The sequence below is a fragment of the Bacillus sonorensis NBRC 101234 = KCTC 13918 genome (genome assembly GCF_001592005.1).
Lineage (GTDB): Bacteria > Bacillota > Bacilli > Bacillales > Bacillaceae > Bacillus > Bacillus sonorensis.
This window is the reverse complement of the sequence record NZ_BCVZ01000006.1, coordinates 16,557-39,749: the sequence shown is the minus strand read 5'-3', so window position 1 is coordinate 39,749 and position 23,193 is coordinate 16,557. Positions and strand designations below refer to the sequence as shown.

Below are 23,193 nucleotides of genomic sequence, written 5' to 3'. Positions count from 1 at the left end.
CATATGAAATTTTTCAAAACACTTTTCCTTACTTTCTTCTTAGCAGCTGTTATATTCGCCATTTTCATATTGTTTTCCAAAGATGCATTCAGCCCGTTAACCGACATGCTAAAAAGCGGTCAGATTTTGGGCAGCCAAAACATAAAGGATGAAATCAAGCCGCTCGACGTCCCTTTGATTAAGCAAATGGACCCGCCCAAGCTTTTTAATGGCTGCGAAGTAGCCAGCTTGGCGATGATTTTAAATTACAGCGGCCATGATGTGACAAAAAATGAGCTTGCCAAAAACGTCCAAAAAGTTCCTTTACATTATAAAAACGGCTTAAAAGGAAACCCTAACGACGGCTTTGTCGGCGATATGGAAAACGGCCCCGGCCTCAGCGTCTACCACGGACCGGTTTATGAGCTGGCCCAATCATATGCCGGAAATAAAGTCATCGACTTAACGGGAAGCAAACCTGAAGCCATCTACGAGCAATTAAATCGCGGGAGGCCGGTCTGGGTGATTACCACCGTAAAATTCACCCCGGTGAATGATATGGAAACATGGGAAACGCCCTCAGGCAAAGTTGATGTGACATACAGCGTCCACAGCGTGGTGGTCACAGGCTATGATCAGAACCACGTGTATGTAAACGATCCATACGGTTATAAAAACAGAAAAACCGACAAAGACAATTTCGAACAGTCATGGGAGCAAATGGGGAATCAAGCGATTGTGATTGCTTCCTAAAAAAGAAAATGAGGCCGGACTCATCACCAGCCTCTTTCTTTATGCGTATAAATAAAAAAACCGCCGGCCAAGCTCCTTTAAAGGAGTTTGGCCGGCAGGCCTGCGTTTCCGTTACGATTTTGTTCCTTTTTGAACAGCCTGCCAAAAAGACTCGGATTCATGGCCTAGTGCATAGACAGAAACCCCTGCAATTTGATATTCGACTGAAAGGCGGCTTTTCATTTCCACGGTGTCTTCATTTTCATACCAGACAACATGCTGATGCCCCTTCTGATCGACATATGAAAACGTCATTGAAGCTGTCTGTTTATCATATACGGGTCTGGCCCCCGTCTCTTTTATGAGCGACTGAATCTCATTCCACTGCTTCATCGTATTGTTTTCTTGATTTGTTTCATCCCAATCATACCCGTATGCAGGAATACCCATGACCACTTTATCGGCCCTTATTTCCTGAACCGCAAAATCAAGAGAGCTTGTGATCCAGCCCATACTTGCTACAGAACCAGGCTCGCTCCAGCTGCCATGCTCGTCATATGTCATGACTTGCACATAGTCGGCGGCCCGTCCAATCTTTGCATAATCGTAAGGCCAGCTCCATTCATCCTCCTGATCATCCGCACTTTTGGCAGGTACAGAAACCATCGTTTGGATCTGCTCTTTCTTCAAAGTGTCTGCAACATATTGGATGAAGCTTGAATAATCCGCCCGCTCATTCGGAAAAACCGCTTCAAAATCGATATTGACGCCATGATAGCCATGCTCTTTTGCCAGCTTTACAAGCTGACTGGCGAATCGTTTTTTGATTGTTGCGTTTTTCATGACTTTTGACGCGAGATCGCCGTCAAAATCTTGAATCGCTTCGCTGTAATTCGAGATCACGGCCCATGTCTTGATATTGTATTTTTTAGCGAGCGCCAGCTGGTTTTCAGGGCTGTCGCCGATGATATTTCCGTTTTCATTAAAGGCAAATGTATCGGTGGCGATGGAATTGATATATTCATGATGCGCCGCAAGCGATTGATCTGAAGCGGCATCCCACGTCGTATAGCCGAGAACCATCTTTTCAGCTGCATCTGCTTTCGCATATGTAAAGAATACAATAATAGCCGAAAGCGCCATGCATACCCACAATTTCTTTTTCATCGTCATATTCCCCTTTTCATTTTTTCCAATTTTAACATGAAAGCAAATGAAAAAATTGTGAAATGACTAGCAATTTTTTCTATCGATTCTTTTATCCTGTTCGAAAATAGCTCAATTTTCATTGACAGATTTAAAAAAATGAATAAACCGATGTCTCATTCCGTGTGTAATTTACTGTATTTTTACATATTTTGAAATGATTAGTTTACAATCGCGAGATATCCTTTTATGATAATAGCGAAATTAGATGTCTCACTTTCGATGCAAAAGAACCAGAACGAAAATGACGGCAGGGATGAAGGCAGGAGACATGGCTGAATGTCAGCCAAAACTAAATCTTTAGGAGGGTTTCAGTCATGAAAAAATTAGCTGGTTTGGTCGTGCTGTCAGGTTTGGTTGCCGGTTTGTGCGGACAGGCTTTTCCCGAAAAAGCCTCTGCCGCAGAGGTCGTCCATCAAACGATTGTCGTTGAAAAAGGGAAGACTTATGATGGAAAAGGACAGCGTTTTACGGCTGGTCCGGAGCTTGGCGACGGCAGTCAGAAAGAAGGCCAAAAACCGATTTTCAAGGTGGAGGATGGGGCGACGCTGAAAAATGTCGTGCTTGGCGCACCGGCTGCTGATGGCGTTCACACTTACGGAAACGCTTCGATCAATAATGTCGTTTGGGAGGATGTCGGAGAGGACGCCCTGACTGTGAAACAAAAGGGAAATGTCACGATCAACGGCGGATCTGCGCGCCTGGCCTCAGATAAGATTTTTCAAATCAACAAAGCAAGCACGTTTACGGTGAAAAACTTCACCGCTGATCAAGGGGGCAAGTTCATTCGCCAGCTCGGCGGCTCAACCTTTAAGACTTCCGTCGTGATTGACAGCTGCACCATCACCAACATGAAGGAAGCCATTTTCAGAACGGACAGCTCGACAAGCACCGTGACGATGACAAACACAAGATACTCGAATGTCGGCAAAAAGTGGATCGGAGTAAAGCATGTGACGGAAAAAAACAATCAGGAATTCTAGCAATGAAACCCCCTCTGTCTACTCAGAGGGGGTTTCCATCCGTTTCTCCATTTCTTCTTTTGTATAAATGAGCCGCATCGGATTGCCGCCGACAAAAGCTCCCGGCGGAACGTCCTTATGAACGAGCGTTCCGGCGGAAACGACGGCGCCGTCTCCGATGGTTACGCCGGGAAGGATCGTCGTGTTCGCTCCGATCATCACCTCATCTCCGATTGCGACCTCACCGAGACGATACTCTTTAATTAAATACTCATGGGCTAGAATCGTTGTATTGTAGCCGATCACGGTATTACGGCCGACGGATATTTTTTCGGGAAACATCACATCAAGCATGACCATCAAGGCAAATGAGCTTTGCTCTCCGATCTTCATCCGCAAAAACGTTCTGTACATCCAGTTTTTCACCCCGAGAAACGGTGTATAGCGGGCCGTCTGAATGACGATAAAGTTTTTGACCACTTTGAAAAACGGAACCGTTTGATAGACATGCCATAAGGAGTTGGCGCCTGACACCGGATAACGCTTCGTTTTTCTCAAGCCTGCTCCACTCCGAGAATCGCAAGAAGGTCGCTCATTTTGCCGAGCATATAGTCGGGCTGATGCTTGGCAAGGCTTGCTTCCCCTTTAATCGCCCAAGCGACGCCCGCCGTTTTTGTGCCCGCATGTTTCCCAGCTAAAATATCGTGGTAATTGTCGCCGACCATGATCGCTTCATCGGGGCGGCTGCCAAGCTTGGAAAGCGCAAGCAGAACAGGCTCAGGATCGGGCTTGGCACGCTTTACATCATCAAGCGTCACGACCGTATCAAAGAAACGGCCTAAACCCGTCAGCTCAAGACCCATGTTGACGGTATCGCGCAGCTTCGTCGTCACAATGCCGAGCTTATACCCTTCTTGGGCCAAGCGGTCGAGCGTCTCGTAAACCGTATCATATTCCGTCACGAGCTGATCGTGCATTTTATGGTTGAACTCGCGGTACATGCTGATCATTTCTTCAGTATTATCCCGATCTATGCCGCTGAAGGTTTCGTAAAGGGAAGGTCCAATAAATGCAAGCACATCCTCCCTTGTATAGCGGCCTGGGGTATAATGCTCAAGGGTATGCAAAAACGATGCGATGATCAGCTCATTTGTATTAATGAGCGTTCCATCCAAATCAAATAAAACCGTATTAATTTTCATACAAAGCTTCCTTTCTCCGAACGGAATAACCCGGTTTCCTCCACAGACGCGAGACTGCGATCGTCAAGATGACCGCTGTCACAAGCCTGATCATAAGCAGCGGCCAGACCGGAATGCCGAGCGGAATAAATACCAATGTATCTTCAACGACGGCATGGCAGGCGACAAGAAAAATGAATGCAAGCGTCACATCCCGGTTGCTGACGCCGTCTTCCTCGACAGCCTTGATCATGACGCCTGCTCCATAGGCTAGCCCGATGGTCAGTCCGGCGACCATTGTCATCGATGTGTTTTCTTTCATTCCGAGCATTCTCGTCAACGGCGCGAACCACTTGGAAAAGATGTTCAGCCAGCCGAGGTCCCTCATATACTGAATGATGATCATCAGCGGTATGACAATCGCTGCCAGCTGCAGAATCCCAAGCCCCGCCTTTGTGACGGCTTCAAGCGAGATGTCAATCCAGCCGGATGGAGCCGCAGCCTTTGCCGATATCAAACCGTATTTGGCCGCCTCCTGTCCTCCGTGCCACACAAGATTGATCAGGATGGCGGAGACGCCGGCAAGGCCGATGCGGACAATCAGAATGAGCCATATCTTGATTCCGACCCTTGAAGCGACTGTCGATTCAATAATCAGGTTATGGCAAAACGACAGCATGACAGCCAATATAAAGACTTCTTTGACAGACAAATCGAGCGTCAGTATACCCGCAATTCCGGCATACAAATTGAGCATGTTGCCCAAAACAAGCGGGATTGCCGCTTCCCCTGAAAGACCGAAAATTCCCATCGCCGGAGTGATCAGCTTGATCATCCAGTCCATCACCGGAGTATGCTGAAGCAGGCTGACAATCAGCGTAACCGGAAAAATCACCTTTCCGAGCGTCCATGTCGTTTTCAGGCCCGCTTCCGCCCCGGCTTTTAAGGTTCCCTTCATTGCTGTCTCCCCTTTATGCAATCTACATCTCTTGATATCGTTTAATCTCATCACCTTTTAAACGTCTGAACAGAAGAAGCGCAACGGCGCATACGATCAGAGCAATGGAAATGACCTGGGCGATGCGGAGCGATTCCGTCAGCATCAGGCTGTCCGTGCGCAGGCCTTCGATATAGTAGCGGCCGATCGAATACCAGATGATATAGAGTAAAAACAATTCGCCCCTCTTTAAATTCGCTTTTCTCAAAAGAAGTAAAACAATGACTCCCGTAAAGCTCCATAATGATTCATATAAAAATGTAGGATGATAATATTGCCCGTTGATATACATTTGGTTGATGATGAAATCAGGCAAATGCAGGTTTTCTAAAAACGCCCTTGATACAGCTCCGCCGTGGGCTTCCTGATTCATAAAGTTCCCCCAGCGGCCGATCGCCTGGCCCAAAAGAATGCTTGGAGCCGCGATATCGGCGAGCTTCCAAAAGGAAAGGCCCTTTACCCTTGCATAAATGATCCCCGTCAACACGGCCCCTATGAGACCGCCGTGGATCGCAAGGCCCCCGTTCCATATCTGAATGATCTGATCAGGGTGCTGGCTGTAATAGTCCCATTGAAAAATGACATAGTATGTTCTCGCGCATATAATCGCAATCGGGATCGCGAAAAGCACCAGATCTACAAACGTGTCTTTATGCAGCCCTCTCCGTTCGCCTTCCCTGACTGCCAGCCACAATCCAAGCAGCGCGCCTAAACCGATGATGATCCCGTACCAGTGGACGGCAATCGGCCCTAAGTGAAAGGCAATCGGATTTAAAGGTTCAATCGTTTCATTCATATTGTCAGCTCCTATTCTTCAAGCTCACCATCTTCAATCACATCCGCGAGTTTATTGGTGAATTGCTCCGCCGCATTCAGACCCATCCGCTTCAGCCTGAAGTTCATGGCGGCCACTTCGATAATGACAGCGAGGTTTCTTCCCGGACGGACCGGAATGGTCAGCTTTGGAATGTCGGTATCTATGATTTTCATTGTTTCTTCTTCAAGCCCTAAACGGTCATATTGTTTTCCCTGCTCCCAAAGCTCCAGGCTCATCACAAGGGTGATCCGTTTAAAACTTCTGACGGCTCCCGCGCCGAATAATGTCATAACATTGATAATGCCGAGTCCTCTGATTTCAAGGAGATGCTCAATTAATTCAGGCGCGCTCCCGATCAGTGTGTCCTGATCCTCCTGCCTGATCTCCACGCAGTCATCCGCAACAAGACGGTGGCCCCTTTTGACAAGCTCCAAAGCGGTTTCACTTTTTCCGACGCCGCTCTTTCCAATAATCAAAACCCCTACGCCGTAGACATCCACGAGCACGCCGTGAATTGCCGTCGTCGGAGCCAGCTGGCTTTCGAGAAAATTCGTCAGGCGGCTGGACAGGCGCGTGGTTTTCAAAGGCGAACGCAGCACAGGTACGCCTTTTTCTTCAGAAGCTTCAATCAGTTCGGACGGAATCGGCAAATCACGCGACAGAATGATCGCCGGCGTAATTTCAGTGCACAACGAAAGCATCCGCTGTTTTTTTTCTTCTTCAGGAAGCTTCTCAAAAAAGGTAATTTCGGTTTTTCCAAGCAGCTGGACCCGTTCTTTCGGATAGTATGTAAAATATCCCGCCATTTCAAGCCCCGGCCTTGACAAATCACTCATCGTAATCGGTCGGTTGATTCCTTCTTCTCCGCTGATCAGCTCCAGCTTAAATTTATCCATCACATCTTTTGTTCGAACTTTCGGCACGATTGATGCACCCTCCTCTTCTCAGGTGAAGAAAAACTAGACATTCAGCTTTATTCTATCACTTTCAAAATGAACCTAAAACTATTTTTGATAAATAAAGCTTATGACGATTTCCCGGCGGCCGCCCGGTGAAAGGCTTTCTTTCATCCCGAAAAATCAGTAGTATGAAGAGAGGAACGTTTAAAGGAAGTGAACAGAGCGTGGAATACAATATTCATGATACAACCGTGCTGAATGAGGACATCCTTTCACCTGAGGAAAAAGAAACATGGGTTCTATATATGAAAGTCCTGACAGCCGCGGGACTTGGGGATGTCTCTGAATGGATGAAGCTTGATATCAGTATGCCGCAAATGAAAGTATTAATGCTTTTGAACAACCACGGAAAACTGAAAGTCTCGGAGATCGCCGAAAAAATGGGCGCCTCCCTGCCAAATATGACCGGGCTGCTCGGCCGCCTTGAACAGGCCGATTTTATTAAAAGAACGCATTCTGAGACAGATCGAAGAACGATCGTCGTCGAATTGACGGAAAGAGCAAAAGACATTTTCCGGGGCTTGTATAAAAAAGGGCATGAGAAGCTGAAAAAGGCCCTCCAGATGCTGAATGAAGACGAAAAGAAAAAAGTGAATGAGGGGCTCAGCATCCTTGAAAAAGCGCTGAAATCAAATGAAGCAGACTAAAAAAAGCCGCAGCCGGTACAGGCGCGGCTTTTTTTTTGATGAAAAATTCCTTTTGACAAAATAAGGATTTTCAAGGATGATAAAAATAATTCATTTAAAGTGAATTATTTATTTTAAGTTAATCATATAAGGAGGGAATCATGATGTCCGCCACTCTTCCAAAAGCCGAACCAAACCAGAAATGGGCGATTTTTCTGTTTACGATCGGCGTGTTTATGGCAGCCTTGGACAATGGCATTATTTCAGCAGCACTTACGACAATCAATAAGTCTTTTCAAGTATCCCCTTCATGGGGGGCATGGGGAATTACGCTTTATACACTCGGCTTGGCCGTCAGTGTTCCGATTGTCGGAAAGCTGTCAGACCGTTATGGAAGAAAAAAGCTTTTTATTGCAGAGGTCACGCTTTTTGGCATAGGGTCATTATTGGTTGCCATCAGCCAAAGCTTTCCGATGTTTTTATTGGCGCGTCTCATTCAATCGCTTGGCGGGGGCGGCATTTTCATTATCGGAAGCTCCCATGTTCTCACGGTGCTTCCGAAAGAAAAACAAGGGACTGCGCTTGGACTGTTGGGCGCGATGAACGGCATCGCCGCCGTGCTCGGTCCGAATATCGGCAGCTTTATTCTTGATATCGCCGGAAGCTGGCATTGGCTGTTTTTAATTAATTTGCCGATTGCCGCCGGGCTTGTCCTCTTCAGCTTTCCGCTTATCAGCGAAACAAAAGCCGATCAAATAAAACCTCTCGATCTGACGGGAACCGTCATTTTATCTTTGGCGATTTTGTCCGTCATGTACGGCATCCCCGCGAATTCATTTGCAGGAGGCGAAGCAAACGCGCTGCAGCTGAAAGAAAAGCTCAGCCAAATTCCGGATCCAAATATAAAACAGATCATCACAGACGCGATTCAAGAGAGCATTGGAACCGGGTTTGGAAAGCTTTACTTAGCCGCTGCCGTCATGTCCATTATTGTGATTGGCGCAATCACCATATTATCGGCCTATAGAAACAAACAGGCCCGCCGGGACATGTAAAAAACACTTGCCATCCGCTAGGAAAACAAGTGCTTTTTACGATCGAGAATCGTGTATGTGGCCAGCAAAAAACCAATCTCGGCAAGCGGAAGCCGGTTTTTTAAGACATTGATCAAGGAAGGGAGCCCCGCTTCGCATACCATGCGGGCGGGCCCATCATGTCCGGCTGAGAGGGGTGGATCTGTTGACTTTCCACAGCCTGTCGCAGAACTGTCCGACATGTTCCTGTGGTGTGCGGAAGCAGGCCACTCTGGCCCTTTATTACTTGAAAACGGCTTCACATCTTCTTGCTTCGTCGTGAAATTCCAAATGTCAGACCGGCTTTTGCCGCCATATTGGTCAACCGCTTCGGCATACCAAAAATAGTCTGTGTTCGGCTTTAAACGGTCCCAAGTTACAGACGCCGTTTTTCCGCTTTTGACTTTTTTCGCTTCGCCGATTTGCTGGCGAGAAAACACATTCAGTTCAAAGTAGTCGGTTTTGACTTTTTTCCGGCGCGGTTTCAGATCGGTTTTGATGCTGAATTCATCTTTTGCTCCATATTGATGCGGATCATAAAAATGATAATCATCAAGGTATGGCGAATATGTTTTGACATGAATAGTATCGCGCTTCGGATCGACCTGAAAAATCCTCAAATAGCCTTGACCGCCTTCAGGTCCGCCTTGATAATCGGCAAGCATTTGGTACACGTTCCTGTCCGGACGGCCGTCGCCGTCGTCATCAAGCTTGTCTACTTTCAAATTGGAACTGTGATAATGGCCGCTTAAAACAGCGATGACATTTTGATTCGGTTTGATGACATGCTCAAATATCCTGTCGCCGATCGGGCTCCTGCTACCGCTCACAAGCAAAAATTCGTGGAACGACAGGATCGCTTTCCTGTCAGGATACTTTTTCAGCACCTCATCCAGCCACCGCAGTTCTTTTGTTCCGATTCCCCAGCCCATGTAGAGCATGATATAGTCGTTGCCCCCGCTGGAAATCAAATCGTAGTGCCCCTTATTGTTCAAAAAGGAGCCTCCGTAAAATGGTTTATGCTTGAAGCGCTTCTCGCCGAAGTATTTGCCGTAGCTCACATACGAACGATCCTTATGGCTGACATCGTGGTTTCCCGCCAGTACGCCGTATGGCACCTGATGCTTGTCAAGCACCTTCATATATTGATCAGCCCGCTTCCATTGAACGGGCTGATCGGCTTCATCCACAATATCTCCCGTATGGAAAACATATTGAATGTTCAGCCTGTCTTTCTGCTCTGCGATCCATTTGACCTGCTTTTCAAAAATATGCGGATAGCTTTCGGCATAATATTGGGTGTCCGACATCCAGATAAAGGTATAATCATCAGGAGAAAGCCGGATTTGGTCCTGAATGATGATGCTCGCCCGGGAATGGCGGACATGGTCTGCCGTCTTGATGTTTCCCTTAAGTGTAAAAGCCTTTTCATCTTTTGCAATTTGGTAAACAATCGCATCCCATTTATTTTTCTTGAAGTTCCAGGCGAACATGGATACCTTTCTCCCCGGAAGGGAGCTTCCCCGCCATGTCACTTCCGCTTTATCATGTCGACCAACATTTCCAGCGATTTTCACATCAAAACGGTGATACGGAAACCGGGTCGTAGAAACGGTCTCAAAGCCTTGTCCGTCGGCTGCCGATAAGCTGCTGCGCTCTTCTTTGGACAGCGGCTTCTCTCCATGAACGGCAAACCCCCTGGGCGGCTCTGTCTCGCTTCCATTTACCGAGACTTTGACATGCTCTTCATCCTTTACCGTATATTGATGGCCCCGATAAAAGGAAACCTTCAGTTTGTCTTTTGTAGGATCTTTGACGCGTACGGCTAATTCAGCCTGTGTGCTGCCGGAGCGGGTTTTGATTTTTTCGGGTTTTTCAGGCTGTTCCTTTTTGATGTAAAAGACTTTTTTCGCAACCGTGGCATTGCCCGCGCTGTCGACCGCTTTTACTTTAAAGACATGTTTTCCGGCAGCCAGGTCTGCGGATGCCGCGGCATGCGGCAAAGAAATCGTTTTGCCGTCAAGAGACGCTTTGATTTCTTTGATTCCGCTCCGTTTGTCTTTGACGGCCGCATCAAGGGTAAACACCCCTTTATAGGCTTTTCCGTCTTTTATGGAAGTTTTGATTTGCGGACCGCTGTGATCAACCATTACCTTCCGTTTTACTCTTTCTTCACGGTTCTCCGCTTCAATCGTATGCCAGCCTTCCTTCCAGTCTTTTGTTTTCCAATGAAAGGCCAGCGACTTAAAACTGGCATCGTGCAGAGAAAAACGAAATTCATACCACTTCTCCGCATCCCGGTTGTTCCCGACGCGGAGAGCAGATGACGGATCGGTATAGCGATCATCACGGATGACCGTTCCGTCCGCCAAAATGAGGCGCGGGTTTTTCAGTAAAAAATCGTCGCGGTTTTCTGCAGCCGATTGTTGAAATGGAGATGCTTTCGTACCTGAACGGACTTTGATGGAAAAGGGCTTGCCCTTTGAAAATTCTTCAGGCGGAACCGGTACGGTAATCGTCTTGTACCGATGGTATGTGTCATCAAATATTTTTTGAACCCGCTTTCCGATGGTCACCGCATTTTTAAAATAAAGGTTCGTTTTATTGACGTCAAAAGCAAAATAGGCGGTCTTTTCAAGGGCTGTGCCGGCCGGCTTTTGTTTTTTTCCGTCAATCCGGATGACCGTCTCCTCAGGCGGTCCTTCCGAAGTGGCCTTCAGCATCATATTCCCGGAAACGGTGTCTCCCTCTTGCACATTAAGCCTGAGTCCTTTTAGAAAGCTTTGTTCAAACGGGATCGTTTTCTTTCCTCCAGCGACCGTATTAGAGCCGTCACTCGCTTTTATATAATACTCAAACTTTTCCTTACCGATCCATTCGGTGAAATCGATGGTATGACGGTAGAGGCCGTCCGTTTCGCTTTTTTCGGCGCTGACTCCGATAAATGCTTCATCATCGCTCATCCGGTAAAAAAACTGTGCTTTTTTGACCTGTTTATTGTCTTTTATATCTGCCAAAAGCTGAATCGTCTCTCCAGGCTTAACCGGTTGACGGGCAGTGAGATCCCGGATTCGCGGTCTTTCTCTATCCGGCAGAATCGTCACCATTTCTGATGGTGTCTGTTCCCTTAAAAGCGAGCCTGGCGACGGTTTCATTTCCCCGCTCGATATTTTCGCCATATGCTTTGTACCGTCAATCGGGTACTTATAAAGAATCGCTTTATCCTCGGCCGCGTCGGTCCATCCGGGCTGATGATCATAATGTGCGACGGCGATCTCTTCCCCGCTGTCCGTGGTCATGACCAGATCCCTTGATGCCAGGTTGGCCATCCCGCCTCCTTTCAATCCGGACAATGTCTTGCCTTCTTCCAGATGAACGCCGTAATGACGGTTGAAATCAGCAGCCGTTAAATGTCCGTTGGCCTCGTTTTTCAGCCAAAAAACATGTGTTTTTCCTGAAGGAATCGTGATACCGTCCTGTTCAAAAGGCCAGAGCACATCAGATTCCTTTCCCTTTTCAGGATGTCTGTATCTCATATTGTAGCTGTTCAAATGAACAGGTTCATTCGTATTATTATAAACTTCAATAAATTCATATCCGTCTTTTCCGCCGACATTGGCTGAATCGACAACCATTTCAGTAATCAAAAGCTCAGGCAGCTTCTGAACATCTTCTTGAAACCCGTTTATATCGATGGTGTACATCTCCGTTTTGGCAGAATGATCGCCATGCCGGGCTTCAATATAATAAACAACCTTGTCGGAAGTGAATGCTCCGCTGTCAACTTTGGCAATGTAGCTTTCCTTTTTGCCTGGTACAATTTCCATTGGAACCGCACGAAACGGCAGCTCTTCATTTTGTTTGTAATACAGGATCACGGTGTCTGCATCCGTCTTTGCCGTAAAAAGCAAATCCTCGCCCTTCTCCCCTTTTTCTACAGGTGTATGCCTTATGACAGGCGAGTTTTCGCCTGCGCCTGCTGCTGGCTGAACATGCTCTGCGCTTATCGGCTGTATGTCAGCCGCATAAACGGGAGACACCGATATAACCGAAAGATATGCTGCGACAATCAACAAAAGGGTTTGGCGGTTTCTGTTCTTTTTCATCGTCTACCTCCCTTTCGTATTTTGCCTTGTCGCATCTTTTTTATGAAAACTTATCCGAGGCAAAAAAAAGAAGCCTGAGGCTTCAGGCTCCTTTTTACTTTTTTGTCATCGGTTCGATGATTGCTTTTTGGATCAGCAGGTGAAAGACCGACAGGACAATGGACGCGAATATGGCTGTCCCAAAGCCGTCCAGGTTAAAACTGTCGCCCATAATCGCCGCTGTCATATACAGTGTGACGGCATTGATTACAAATAAAAATAAACCGAGCGTCACAACCGTGACAGGCAATGTGAGAATGATCAGCACCGGCTTCACAAATGCATTCAAAATCGATAAAATCAAGCTGGCCAAAATGGCCGCTCCGATGCTTCCGACATGAACCGAATCAAAATATCCGGCAATAACGATGAGTAACAAGGCGTTGACAAGAACGCTTATGATCCATCTTATCATCTATTTGACGTCTCCTTCATTTGGAACTACAAACACCCAGACGATATATATCAGCAGCACGGGAATTCCCGTCGAAAAAATAAACAACAAGACGGTTATGATTCTGAGCAGTGCTGCGTCGATATGGAAATATTCGGCCAGGCCGCCGACGACCCCGGCAATTTTTCTGTCTGTTTCGGATCGAAATAGCCTTTTCATTATATCACTCCTGTGTATGGTTTAAATGAATCGATCCAGTCTTTGATTCTAAAAATACCGTCATGTTTTGATCATGATGTTGATTTGCTTTTATATACATTTCTTTCTGTATCGTTTCATTTTTTTCTTTAAGGATTTCCGCGTCGGACAGTTCATTAGACAGGGAACCCAGATTGCTTTTCAGCTCTGCGGTGACGGCGCAGTCGCGGGGAACATTCAATTCAATGCTGCCCGTCGTCGTTTTCACATAAGCCGAACGGCAGTGCGGACTCTTGACAGTTGCGGCAATATTGCCGTTGAAGCTTTGCAAATCAAGGGTCTCACACGATCCCTTCAGATCAATTAGCCCATTGATCGTTTCCGCTTCAATCTCCCCGCACTCGTGGTCCGCCAGTTTGATCTGCCCATTGGCCGTTTCCAATGAAGCTTTGCCGGCGGTCAGCCCCGAAAACGATAAAATGCCGTTTGTCGTTTTGGCCGAAAGCTCTTTTACGTTTAAATGTTCCCCCCTGACCGGGCCGTTAAACAGCTTGAAGCGGATTTTGCCGTATTCCTTGTCTGGAATATAGACGGTCAGATTGGTCTTCATCGTCTTTTTCTCGGTGCGGATCAAAAATTTATCTCCTTCGCTTCCGCATTCAATATGCTCAAGAAAAGCCCGCCTCGCTTCATCAAGGGTTTCGGCCCGGTATATTTTCGCCTGGCACTCGACCCGCATATCTGCATCGCTCCACGGGAGGAGATTGACGCTGCCATTGGCCAGCTGAATGTCGAGTGTGGAAAAATCTATATCTTTAAATTGGAAAATGTGCTGGACTTCGTATGACTGCCCAAAATTCAAATCCAGATCAACTTCTTTCACTTTTTTAACCGCGGTGTCAATCCATTCAAACAGCTTGGAACCGATTGAAGGTTTCGGCTCTCTCTTCTTTTCGCTGTAAAACTGTTCTGATTCAATGACATTCTCGGATAATGCCGTGATCTTGCTTTCTTTCTGCTTGTAGTCTTCTTCCAGTTTTTCAATCAGGATCAGCGCTTCTTTCGCTGACAGCTTCCCTGCCTCAACCAATTTTAAAATCCGTTCTTTTTCATTTGTCATGAAAATCCCCCGTTCTCGTTCTTTTATACCCGAGTCAGCATTTTAATTCCCTGGATAACGTTCCAAATCGCAATAATCAAGCTGATGATCACGAAAAAAATAAAGCCGCCGAAAACAGAAAAAAATGCGAAATAGCCGCCGTCATCAAATATAAACATTCCGCTCACCGCACCCGCCGCCAGTATGACTACGCTGATAAACGGAATAATATGCGATATGAGCGAGCGCAGCGCATGCTTTTTCGTTTCTTGATCATCTGTTATAAAATACGCGGCAATAGGCAAAATAAGCGGGGCAAAAAAAACGCTAAAATAACAAATTGCAGAAATCAGTGCGTTGTTTCTCGTCATTCTGATCACTCTCCTGAGGTTTTAAAACAGTTCTTCCTGAGTCCAATGTACAATGACCTTATACTCAAGTCTACGTGTATCATAGCCGTTTTGTTTCATTTTCATTCGATGGGCATGCGTCAATCTTCGCAAATTGATTTTTCTAGATTTTATGAATAGATTCTTTTTTTATAACCCTTTACAATATGTGCAAAGCCCAGTAATAAGAAGGAGGCGGCGTCATGAAACATAGACAGGCGGAACATGCGTCATTTGCTCCGCAGCTTTTTGAACTGATTCAGGAACAAAAACGGATCAATCAAGGGATCATTAACCAGTTGGAAGCGATCAACTCGGCGCCTCCGCTTTCAAATGAAATCCGCTATCTGAAAGTTCTGCTCAGCAGCAGCAGCACACATATCACAAACAGCCTGACGGAAGCGGCACAACAACTCAGTGATCCGAATAAATAGTAAGATTCAATCGGCACGTGTCAGTTTGTCAGCCCGGCTAGATGAACGGTCCGGCGCCTGCCCGCTTGAATCGCCAGACTGGTCCGCGTCGTGGGTTGCCCCGGAGTTTGGAACCTGATGCTTTCTCATGCATGCTATATTACAGCTTTTTCTTTCTTCCCTAAGATTTATAACAGCTATTTCTTGAAAGCGCAATGAAAATCGCTTGAACAATTTGAAGCGATTCGAAAAAGCTGCCGACGTTGCGTCGACAGCTTCGCTTATCAAGGTCTGACGGCTTCTTTCTCCTGAAGCCGTTTTTTCATTCTGTTTTTGTCGCGTTCGATGATCGGCTTTAAATAACGGCCTGTATAGGAAGTTTCGACTTTGATGACATCTTCCGGCGGGCCGGCGGCAACAATGGTTCCGCCGCCGTCACCGCCTTCAGGACCTAAATCGATCAAATAATCGGCCGCTTTAATAATATCGAGATTATGTTCAATGACAAGCACGGTATCGCCGTTTTCGACCAGCCGCTGGAGAACGGCCAAAAGCCTTGCGATGTCATCTACATGCAGACCTGTCGTCGGCTCGTCCAAAATGTAGAGGGATCGGCCGGTTGACCTTCTGTGCAGTTCAGACGCAAGTTTGACGCGCTGCGCTTCACCGCCTGAAAGCGTCGTCGCAGGCTGTCCGAGCTTAATATAGCCAAGACCGACGTCATATAAGGTCTGAAGCTTCCTCTTGATCTTCGGTATATTTTCAAAAAACTGCACCGCATTTTCAACCGTCATGTCAAGCACGTCAGAAATATTTTTTCCTTTGTATGTCACCTGCAGCGTTTCCCGATTATACCGTTTGCCGTGGCAGACTTCGCAAGGCACGTATACATCCGGGAGAAAATGCATTTCGATTTTGATGATTCCATCGCCTTTGCATGCTTCACAACGGCCGCCTTTGACGTTGAAGCTAAAGCGCCCTTTTTTATAGCCTCTGACTTTTGCTTCGTTTGTCTGGGCAAACACATCCCGGATATCGTCAAACACGCCCGTGTATGTGGCAGGGTTTGACCTCGGCGTCCGGCCGATCGGGGACTGGTCGATGTCAATCACCTTATCGAGGTGCTCGATCCCCTTGATTTCCTTGAATTCCCCCGGCTTGGCCTTTGCACGATGCAGTTTTTGGGCAAGCGTTTTGTGCAGAATTTCATTGACGAGGGTGCTTTTGCCTGAACCGGAAACACCGGTGACAGCGGCAAACACGCCAAGCGGAAACTTAACGGAAACATTTTTCAGATTGTTTTCCTTTGCCCCTTTTACTTCGATATAGCGTCCGTCGGGCTTTCTCCGTTCAAGCGGCAGAGGAATGAATTTTTCCCCTGACAGATATTGTCCTGTCAATGATTTCTCATCGTTCATGACTTCTTCAGGAGTTCCCGCCGAAATGACTTCGCCTCCGTGAACACCCGCTCCGGGTCCGATGTCGATTAAATAATCGGCGGCAAGCATCGTATCCTCATCATGTTCAACGACAATCAATGTGTTGCCAATGTCCCTCATATTTTTCAGCGTGTCAATCAAGCGGTCATTGTCGCGCTGATGAAGCCCGATTGACGGCTCATCAAGGATGTAAAGGACGCCGGTCAGCCTTGAGCCGATCTGCGTCGCGAGGCGGATCCGCTGCGCCTCCCCTCCGGAAAGGGTACCCGCCGCCCGGCTGAGCGTCAAATAATCCAGTCCGACATTATTTAAAAATCCGAGCCTTTCCTCAATCTCCCGCAAAATCAGATTGGCGATCTTCATATCTTTTTCGGACAGCTCCAGACTGCGGAAAAACTGAAGTCCGTCCGCCACCGACATATCTGTGATCTTTCCGATATGAAGGCCGTTAACCAGGACGGCCAGCGATTCTTTTTTCAGCCGGTATCCTTTGCATGAAGGACAAGGCTGATTGGCCATGTATTTTTCCATCTGCTCGCGGATATAGTCTGAGCTTGTTTCTTTATAGCGTCTTTCGATATTGCGGATGACGCCTTCAAATTCAATATAATTTTCACGGACCTGTCCAAAGTCATTTTCATATTTAAAATAAACCTGTTCACCGTCACTGCCGTAGAGAATCTTGTCAAGATGGTGTTTCGGCAGCTCTTTCACAGGCACGTCCATATCAATTCCATAATGACTGCACACCGCTTCCAGCAGCTTTGGATAGTATTGAGAACTCTGCGGTTCCCAAGGCGCGATGGCGTGCTGCTTCAGCGTCAGCTCATCGTTCGGAATGACGAGCTCCACATCGACTTCAAGCTTTGATCCCAGGCCGTCACAGCTTGGACAGGCGCCGAACGGACTGTTAAAAGAAAACATTCTCGGCTCCAGCTCTCCAATCGAAAAGCCGCAGTGGGGGCAGGCATGATGCTCGCTGAAAAGCAGCTCTTCCTGGCCGATCACATCGATAATGACCCGGCCCTCGCCAAGGCGGAGCGCGGTTTCGAGTGAATCTGTCAGACGGGCAGTCACGCCTTCTTTGACGACGATGCGGTCGACGACCACTTCAATCGAATGCTTTTTGTTTTTTTCAAGCTCGATTTCTTCAGAAAGATCGTTCATTTCTCCGTCGATGCGGACCCTCACATAGCCCTGCTTCCTGATTTGATCCAGGACTTTGACGTGCGATCCTTTTCGTCCCGAGACGACCGGCGCAAGCACTTGAATCTTTGTCCGCTCCGGATATTCCAAAATCCGGTCTGTCATCTGTTCGATCGTCTGCGATGTGATTTCGATCCCGTGCACCGGACAAACCGGCTTTCCGATTCTGGCATACAAAAGACGCAGATAATCATAGATTTCCGTTACCGTTCCGACTGTTGAGCGGGGATTCCGGCTTGTCGTTTTCTGATCGATGCTGATCGCGGGAGAAAGGCCTTCGATCGCGTCTACATCAGGTTTGTCCATCTGCCCTAAAAACTGGCGGGCATATGCGGAAAGAGATTCGACATAGCGTCTCTGTCCTTCAGCATATATAGTGTCAAACGCAAGGGAGGACTTCCCTGACCCGGAAAGGCCAGTCAAAACGACAAGCTTATCCCTGGGGATGGAGACATCGATGTTTTTCAGATTATGCGCCCTTGCTCCTTTCACCTCTATTCGTTCCATTGCCATATTCAATTCACCCTTCCGATTTTAACTCTAGAAGCAAGTCCCGAAGCTCAGCGGCACGTTCAAAGTCAAGCGCTTTTGCAGCTTCCTTCATATCGTGCTCCATCTGGGCGATTACTTTTTCCCGCTCTTTCTTCGTCATTTTCGAAAGCTTCGGTTCCTCTTTCACTTTATATTCTTCCTGATCCTCAGCCGCATAGGTCGCACGGATGACATCGCGAATCTTTTTGTTGATCGTTTTCGGTGTAATGCCGTGTTTCCTGTTAAATGCCTCCTGCTGCTCGCGGCGTCGCTTCGTCTCATTGATCGCGATTTCCATGGAATTCGTGATTTTATCCGCGTACATAATGACCCGGCCGTCGGCGTTTCTTGCCGCCCGGCCGATCGTTTGGATCAAGGAGCGCTCAGAACGGAGGAAGCCTTCTTTATCGGCATCCAGTATCGCCACGAGCGAAACCTCCGGAATGTCCAAACCTTCCCTTAACAGGTTGATGCCGACGAGGACATCATGCTTGCCAAGGCGGAGATCACGGATGATTTCGATCCGTTCAAGCGTTTTGATCTCGGAATGCAGGTATGTAACCTTTATTCCGATCTCCTTCAGATAATCCGTCAAATCCTCGGACATCTTTTTCGTCAGTGTTGTGACAAGCACGCGCTCATTCCGGTCGATTCTCTGGCGGATTTCCCCGATCAGATCATCGATCTGTCCCTCGATCGGCCTTACATCAATGATCGGATCAAGCAGCCCGGTCGGCCGGATGATCTGCTCAACCATTTCAGGAGTATGATCAAGCTCATAAGGACCAGGCGTCGCCGATACATACACGATGTTATGAATGTGTTTTTCAAACTCCTCGAACCTCAGCGGCCTGTTGTCCAAAGCCGAAGGAAGCCTGAACCCGTGGTCGACGAGAACCTGCTTTCTCGCCTGGTCGCCGTTATACATCCCTCTGACCTGAGGAATGGTGACGTGCGACTCATCGATGACCATCAGGAAGTCATCCGGAAAATAATCGAGCAGCGTGTAAGGAGTGGATCCCGCCGGACGTAGCGTCAAGTGTCTCGAATAGTTTTCGATCCCTGAACAGAAGCCCATTTCCCGCATCATTTCCAGATCGTATTTCGTGCGCTGCTCCAGACGCTGGGCCTCGAGAAGCTTGCCTTCGTCGCGCAGCACCTTGAGCCGCTCTTCAAGCTCCGCTTCAATGTTTATGATCGCTTTTTTCATTTTTTCTTCGCGCGTTACGAAGTGGGAAGCCGGAAAAATTGCGATATGTTCGCGCTCTCCCAAAATTTCGCCAGTGAGGGCGTCCACTTCCCTGATGCGCTCGATTTCATCCCCGAAAAACTCGACCCGGATGCAATGTTCATCCCTTGACGCCGGGAAAATTTCGACGACATCGCCGCGCACCCTGAATGTTCCGCGCTGAAAATCGATGTCGTTTCGCGCATATTGGATATCGACGAGCTTTCTGAGAAGCTCGTTTCGTTCGATTTCCATTTCCGTTCTCAGAGAGAGCACCAGTTCCCTGTACTCCTCAGGAGAACCCAAACCGTAAATACAAGAGACACTCGCCACGATGATGACATCTTTGCGTTCAAAAAGTGCCGATGTGGCCGAGTGCCTTAATTTATCTATTTCATCATTAATGCTGGCATCTTTTTCAATAAACGTATCAGTCTGCGGAACATAGGCCTCAGGCTGATAGTAATCATAATAGCTTACAAAATACTCGACGGCATTGTTGGGGAAAAACTCCTTAAATTCGCTGTACAGCTGCCCGGCAAGCGTCTTGTTGTGGGCAATGACAAGGGTCGGTTTATTGACCTCTTTAATCACGTTTGAAATGGTAAACGTTTTTCCCGTACCGGTCGCGCCCAAAAGCGTTTGATGCTTTTTGCCTTCCCCTATGCCTTTAACGAGCTGTTCAATCGCTTTCGGCTGATCTCCCTGGGGCTGATAATTTGAGACTAATTCAAAGCGGTCTTTCACAAAAAAGCCTCCGTTTCCTTACGAAATCTTCCTGTTCATTATTTTAACACAATCAAACCAAAAATACGAACTAAAGTTCGGTTTTCGTATTTTTTCTACAAAAACGGCCTTTCCGGTCCTATCAAAAAACCCCTCCTTTTATGATCAAAAGCAGGGCTTCGCGGCAAACAATCCAAGGTTCTATGACTCTTCCTTCTTTTCGCCCGCCTTTTTGGCGGCATACAACGCTCCGGCAACAAGAGAAACAACATCAAGTCCTACAATAAAAAAGGTTTCTGTGTAGCCTTTCAAATAGGAAGCAAACAATAAAGCGGCGGTAAGAGCGATTCCGACATAATGGTTATAGGTCACCCTTGTAAAAAACAAAACAAGCAAGAACGGAAAAATTAGTGCAAAAACGGCTTTTGTAAACACAAAAACCCCCCTCACGTTTCTTGATCTTATTTGATTATATTAAAGAACAAAGAAACGGACAAACCAAGACACTCACTTCTTTATATTACCCACCTTAAAGCGGCGCTATTCGATAGTGCCCCATTAAAAGGCAAAAAAGAATGAGATTCCCGCCGCCAGCAGATTGGGGATTGCGAAAAAAGCGAGGGCATTCGATGTCTTGTGATTCGCCTTTCTGTGCTCCTGCGTTTCCGAATGATGGTTTCCCCTCAAACGGTCTCCGCTGATAAACACACCCGAAAATAAAGCAGAAAGAAGCCCGGCGCCAAGACCGGCCGTCCCTGAAATTCTGAAGACAAGCATCAAATCCCCCGTCGCAAGGGAGGCCGTTATCGAAACGAGACAAACAGCAAGACCGGCCAGAAAAGCCATCTTCATCTTTATCATTCTCCTTTTTTTAAGATATACCGATTTCCCTGGTCAAACGGATCGGAACATGACAAGCAAAAGGTTTATTGAAGCAAAGAAAAAGCGCCCTGCTATGACGCTTTTTCTAGGTATATGCTATAAGGTTTCCTCAGATGCGGCAGCTTCAATTCGACCAGACGGAAAGCCCTCCTCTTTCACAAAAATAATTCCGAGCTCATGGTGCTCTCCTTCATATGAAGCCCTCTGCTCAAAACGAACCTCATTGTTCAAGCCGACCACTTCAAGCTTGAAAAAGGCGCGGTTCTTTTGAAGAGCTTCATAAAAATCCGCAACATTTTTCACTTCCGTACCGTTGACCTTCGTGATGATCTCGCCAATCTGAAGGCCGAGATCTGCAGCCGGCGTGTTCGGAATGATGCCCAGCACCATCAGCCCCTGATCTCTTTTTGAAAAGTAAAACGGAGCGGAATTGTCGTTAACCCGCTGTTTCCATGTTAAAAAGGCTCTCCCCGCTATAGCGGCTCCTGCCGCGGCTGCGGCAAGCGGCGCCCACCATATGCTCCCGGCAGCTATCAGCAAAACGATGACGCCGAGAATGCTGATCCGCCTTGCCGTAATTTTGATGCTTTCGCTCGGAAGCGATCCCTGCACTCTCTGGCCAAAGCCGATAATATACGGAATCCATAATAATTGAAAGGCGTCTCCATTGAATGTCAAAACCGGCCACCACGGAACAGATGATTGGATCGCATCGCCCGGGATCAGAATAAACAATGGCAACAGCCAGGTGCGTCCCGCAATTTGCTGTCCGATCGGAAGCCCTCTCTTGCTCATCACGATCGACGGAGAGGTCCTCACATGAGCCGTTTTATAAGCCAATATCCCTTCTGTTATCAAAAGAAGGCCGAGCAAAACGGCAGCCGCAGACCAATTGGCAAGGGACAGCTGCGGAAGAACGGCATCAGCCGCTTCCGGATTGAAATAATCGAAACAGAAGCCGATCACCATGCTCAGTCCAAGCGTATATGCCGATGACAGCAGGCTCTGTCTGAATGTCAAGGCTGATATCGCGGTCACCGCCGCTATCAAGACGACCATTCCGAAAGGGAGCAGAATCCCCAAGCCGAAAGAGACAATCGACAAGAGGATACCCGCCAACAGCCCTTTAGAATATGTAAACTTGAATTCATCATGTATATCTTCAATGCGCGTATGAAATGTTTTTCTTTCACGTTTGATCCGGGCATATCCGTAAGCAAGACTCATGATCATCATAAAATAGAAGAGCGGATGCAAAAAGAACATTCCTGCTCCTTTTAAAAGTTCAATTAGAGTATCTTCAACTGACAAGGAAACGTTCACCGCCTAAAACCAAACATATAAAAACCATCTGTAAAACGACAGCTTTTACACGTTGGATATTTTGAGAAAGCCAGCTTGTCCTGGCGGCTGCGGAAGGAGATGACGTGCGGCTTTCAGACAGGAGCGCCTGAGCCGGCGGCCGCTTAGCCTTTCGTCATGTTGCAGCCGCCGGGCGAATTGTCTTTTGCATTCGCGGACGCATGCAAGCGCCTTCAGACAAGCTGGTGCATTTTATTATTATTCTAACAAATAATAAAATGCTTGGGTATGGTAAACGCGGGTTTATTTTTCCTGACTCATCCAAAGCGTCACATTGGACAAAGAAAAGTCTTTTAAGTAGTGATTCACCTCGACATCCAAGATATCTCCAATCAGCTGCATGGAACGTTTAATATCTGTTAAATTGATGCCCAAGCGCTTATGGTTGTCCATTAAATAGTTGAAATAAAGTTCCGCGCAGTCCTCATTGATATCATCCACACTTTCAACAGAAGTGTAGTTAACGAGGTATCTGCTGAACAGCATAAGCAATCCTACTGCCTTTGTAGCGGAAAACGTAACGTCTTGTGATCGAACTTTTAATTGCTCCACTAATTCATAGTATTTTTTCTCTCTCACAATACTTGCCCTTTTCAATCGTGTACCCCCATTTTTTATTTATATATAAGAAAAGAAAAGCGCAAGCGCT

The 23,193-nt window shown here is 47.2% G+C and carries 22 protein-coding genes; 5 read left to right on the top strand and 17 right to left on the bottom strand.

Features of this window, described 5'->3' with window-relative positions; genetic code table 11:
• The first annotated feature begins 3 nt into the window (after positions 1 to 3).
• Positions 4 to 732 carry a C39 family peptidase gene (locus BTR1S_RS09585; RefSeq protein WP_006639214.1) on the top strand — a complete coding sequence of 243 codons (729 nt, stop codon included), beginning with the start codon at positions 4 to 6 and terminating at the stop codon, positions 730 to 732.
• A gap of 111 nt (positions 733 to 843) precedes the next feature.
• On the opposite strand, the gene BTR1S_RS09580 is transcribed toward BTR1S_RS09585, so the two are convergent.
• Positions 844 to 1,878, bottom strand: coding sequence for a glycosyl hydrolase family 18 protein (locus BTR1S_RS09580; protein WP_029419570.1), 1,035 nt, complete (start codon positions 1,876 to 1,878; stop codon positions 844 to 846).
• Between the two features lie 356 nt (positions 1,879 to 2,234).
• Between BTR1S_RS09580 and BTR1S_RS09575 the strand changes: the two genes are divergently transcribed.
• On the top strand, positions 2,235 to 2,900 hold the full coding sequence (locus BTR1S_RS09575) for a pectate lyase (protein WP_006639216.1): 666 nt from the start codon (positions 2,235 to 2,237) through the stop codon (positions 2,898 to 2,900).
• Between the two features lie 18 nt (positions 2,901 to 2,918).
• Here BTR1S_RS09575 and BTR1S_RS09570 read toward each other — a convergent pair whose 3' ends face one another.
• Genes BTR1S_RS09570 through hprK form a run of 5 tightly spaced genes read right to left on the bottom strand, consistent with a single transcriptional unit; the run spans position 2,919 to position 6,797 of the window.
• Entirely contained in the window at positions 2,919 to 3,437 is a 519-nt protein-coding gene (locus BTR1S_RS09570) for an acyltransferase (protein ID WP_006639217.1), read from the bottom strand.
• Complete coding sequence (ppaX, locus tag BTR1S_RS09565) at positions 3,434 to 4,081, bottom strand: pyrophosphatase PpaX (RefSeq protein WP_006639218.1); 648 nt, start codon at positions 4,079 to 4,081, stop codon at positions 3,434 to 3,436. Before ppaX ends, BTR1S_RS09570 begins: the two co-directional genes overlap by 4 nt.
• A complete protein-coding gene (locus BTR1S_RS09560; protein WP_006639219.1) occupies positions 4,071 to 5,018 on the bottom strand; it encodes a nucleoside recognition domain-containing protein in 948 nt (315 codons plus the stop codon). The genes ppaX and BTR1S_RS09560 overlap by 11 nt, the downstream gene beginning before the upstream one ends.
• 22 nt (positions 5,019 to 5,040) lie before the next feature.
• Positions 5,041 to 5,853 carry a prolipoprotein diacylglyceryl transferase gene (gene lgt / locus BTR1S_RS09555; protein WP_006639220.1) on the bottom strand — a complete coding sequence of 271 codons (813 nt, stop codon included), beginning with the start codon at positions 5,851 to 5,853 and terminating at the stop codon, positions 5,041 to 5,043.
• Between the two features lie 11 nt (positions 5,854 to 5,864).
• The gene (hprK, locus tag BTR1S_RS09550; RefSeq protein ID WP_006639221.1) at positions 5,865 to 6,797 is read right to left on the bottom strand and encodes an HPr(Ser) kinase/phosphatase; all 933 of its coding nucleotides are present in this window, start codon (positions 6,795 to 6,797) and stop codon (positions 5,865 to 5,867) included.
• A gap of 200 nt (positions 6,798 to 6,997) precedes the next feature.
• On the opposite strand from hprK, the gene BTR1S_RS09545 reads away from it, so the two are divergent.
• Both BTR1S_RS09545 and BTR1S_RS09540 read left to right on the top strand, forming a co-directional pair.
• The gene (locus tag BTR1S_RS09545) at positions 6,998 to 7,480 is read left to right on the top strand and encodes a MarR family transcriptional regulator (RefSeq protein ID WP_006639222.1); all 483 of its coding nucleotides are present in this window, start codon (positions 6,998 to 7,000) and stop codon (positions 7,478 to 7,480) included.
• Positions 7,481 to 7,623: 143 nt separating this feature from the next.
• Positions 7,624 to 8,514, top strand: coding sequence for an MFS transporter (locus tag BTR1S_RS09540; protein WP_029419571.1), 891 nt, complete (start codon positions 7,624 to 7,626; stop codon positions 8,512 to 8,514).
• A gap of 17 nt (positions 8,515 to 8,531) precedes the next feature.
• On the opposite strand, the gene BTR1S_RS09535 is transcribed toward BTR1S_RS09540, so the two are convergent.
• From BTR1S_RS09535 to BTR1S_RS09515, 5 genes are all read right to left on the bottom strand, one after another.
• The gene (locus tag BTR1S_RS09535; RefSeq protein ID WP_029419572.1) at positions 8,532 to 12,638 is read right to left on the bottom strand and encodes a metallophosphoesterase; all 4,107 of its coding nucleotides are present in this window, start codon (positions 12,636 to 12,638) and stop codon (positions 8,532 to 8,534) included.
• Positions 12,639 to 12,732: 94 nt separating this feature from the next.
• On the bottom strand, positions 12,733 to 13,092 hold the full coding sequence (locus tag BTR1S_RS09530) for a phage holin family protein (protein ID WP_006639225.1): 360 nt from the start codon (positions 13,090 to 13,092) through the stop codon (positions 12,733 to 12,735).
• Positions 13,093 to 13,290: a PspC domain-containing protein gene (locus BTR1S_RS09525; RefSeq protein ID WP_006639226.1), complete on the bottom strand. Its 198-nt coding sequence runs from the start codon at positions 13,288 to 13,290 to the stop codon at positions 13,093 to 13,095.
• Between the two features lie 4 nt (positions 13,291 to 13,294).
• Complete coding sequence (locus BTR1S_RS09520) at positions 13,295 to 14,389, bottom strand: DUF4097 family beta strand repeat-containing protein (RefSeq protein WP_029419573.1); 1,095 nt, start codon at positions 14,387 to 14,389, stop codon at positions 13,295 to 13,297.
• A gap of 23 nt (positions 14,390 to 14,412) precedes the next feature.
• Positions 14,413 to 14,739, bottom strand: a complete 327-nt coding sequence (locus BTR1S_RS09515; RefSeq protein ID WP_006639228.1) for a hypothetical protein — start codon at positions 14,737 to 14,739, stop codon at positions 14,413 to 14,415.
• A gap of 221 nt (positions 14,740 to 14,960) precedes the next feature.
• On the opposite strand from BTR1S_RS09515, the gene BTR1S_RS09510 reads away from it, so the two are divergent.
• A complete protein-coding gene (locus tag BTR1S_RS09510) occupies positions 14,961 to 15,191 on the top strand; it encodes a hypothetical protein (RefSeq protein WP_006639229.1) in 231 nt (76 codons plus the stop codon).
• Positions 15,192 to 15,454: 263 nt separating this feature from the next.
• Here the strand turns inward: BTR1S_RS09510 and uvrA are convergent, their stop codons facing one another.
• The 6 genes from uvrA to swrA form a co-directional block, all read right to left on the bottom strand.
• Positions 15,455 to 18,328, bottom strand: a complete 2,874-nt coding sequence (uvrA, locus tag BTR1S_RS09500; RefSeq protein WP_006639231.1) for an excinuclease ABC subunit UvrA — start codon at positions 18,326 to 18,328, stop codon at positions 15,455 to 15,457.
• A 7-nt stretch (positions 18,329 to 18,335) separates the two neighbouring features.
• The gene (gene uvrB / locus BTR1S_RS09495) at positions 18,336 to 20,321 is read right to left on the bottom strand and encodes an excinuclease ABC subunit UvrB (RefSeq protein ID WP_006639232.1); all 1,986 of its coding nucleotides are present in this window, start codon (positions 20,319 to 20,321) and stop codon (positions 18,336 to 18,338) included.
• A 180-nt stretch (positions 20,322 to 20,501) separates the two neighbouring features.
• Positions 20,502 to 20,735, bottom strand: coding sequence for a CsbA family protein (locus BTR1S_RS09490; protein WP_006639233.1), 234 nt, complete (start codon positions 20,733 to 20,735; stop codon positions 20,502 to 20,504).
• 123 nt (positions 20,736 to 20,858) lie between these two features.
• Complete coding sequence (locus BTR1S_RS09485; protein WP_006639234.1) at positions 20,859 to 21,152, bottom strand: DUF5316 domain-containing protein; 294 nt, start codon at positions 21,150 to 21,152, stop codon at positions 20,859 to 20,861.
• 126 nt (positions 21,153 to 21,278) lie between these two features.
• Positions 21,279 to 22,448, bottom strand: a complete 1,170-nt coding sequence (locus BTR1S_RS09480) for a PDZ domain-containing protein (RefSeq protein ID WP_087962539.1) — start codon at positions 22,446 to 22,448, stop codon at positions 21,279 to 21,281.
• A 339-nt stretch (positions 22,449 to 22,787) separates the two neighbouring features.
• Positions 22,788 to 23,141, bottom strand: a complete 354-nt coding sequence (gene swrA / locus BTR1S_RS09475; RefSeq protein WP_034326694.1) for a swarming motility protein SwrAA — start codon at positions 23,139 to 23,141, stop codon at positions 22,788 to 22,790.
• Between the last annotated feature and the right edge of the window lie 52 nt (positions 23,142 to 23,193).

Coding starts and splice junctions, on each gene's coding strand:
- BTR1S_RS09585 (WP_006639214.1), top strand. CDS start 4: ATGAAATTTTTCAAAACACTTTTCCTTACTTTCTTCTTAGCAGCTGTT.
- BTR1S_RS09580 (WP_029419570.1), bottom strand. CDS start 1,878: ATGAAAAAGAAATTGTGGGTATGCATGGCGCTTTCGGCTATTATTGTA.
- BTR1S_RS09575 (WP_006639216.1), top strand. CDS start 2,235: ATGAAAAAATTAGCTGGTTTGGTCGTGCTGTCAGGTTTGGTTGCCGGT.
- ppaX (WP_006639218.1), bottom strand. CDS start 4,081: ATGAAAATTAATACGGTTTTATTTGATTTGGATGGAACGCTCATTAAT.
- BTR1S_RS09560 (WP_006639219.1), bottom strand. CDS start 5,018: ATGAAGGGAACCTTAAAAGCCGGGGCGGAAGCGGGCCTGAAAACGACA.
- lgt (WP_006639220.1), bottom strand. CDS start 5,853: ATGAATGAAACGATTGAACCTTTAAATCCGATTGCCTTTCACTTAGGG.
- BTR1S_RS09540 (WP_029419571.1), top strand. CDS start 7,624: ATGTCCGCCACTCTTCCAAAAGCCGAACCAAACCAGAAATGGGCGATT.
- BTR1S_RS09535 (WP_029419572.1), bottom strand. CDS start 12,638: ATGAAAAAGAACAGAAACCGCCAAACCCTTTTGTTGATTGTCGCAGCA.
- BTR1S_RS09530 (WP_006639225.1), bottom strand. CDS start 13,092: ATGATAAGATGGATCATAAGCGTTCTTGTCAACGCCTTGTTACTCATC.
- BTR1S_RS09525 (WP_006639226.1), bottom strand. CDS start 13,290: ATGAAAAGGCTATTTCGATCCGAAACAGACAGAAAAATTGCCGGGGTC.
- BTR1S_RS09520 (WP_029419573.1), bottom strand. CDS start 14,389: ATGACAAATGAAAAAGAACGGATTTTAAAATTGGTTGAGGCAGGGAAG.
- BTR1S_RS09515 (WP_006639228.1), bottom strand. CDS start 14,739: ATGACGAGAAACAACGCACTGATTTCTGCAATTTGTTATTTTAGCGTT.
- BTR1S_RS09510 (WP_006639229.1), top strand. CDS start 14,961: ATGAAACATAGACAGGCGGAACATGCGTCATTTGCTCCGCAGCTTTTT.
- uvrA (WP_006639231.1), bottom strand. CDS start 18,328: ATGGCAATGGAACGAATAGAGGTGAAAGGAGCAAGGGCGCATAATCTG.
- BTR1S_RS09485 (WP_006639234.1), bottom strand. CDS start 21,152: ATGAAGATGGCTTTTCTGGCCGGTCTTGCTGTTTGTCTCGTTTCGATA.
- BTR1S_RS09480 (WP_087962539.1), bottom strand. CDS start 22,448: ATGTTCTTTTTGCATCCGCTCTTCTATTTTATGATGATCATGAGTCTT.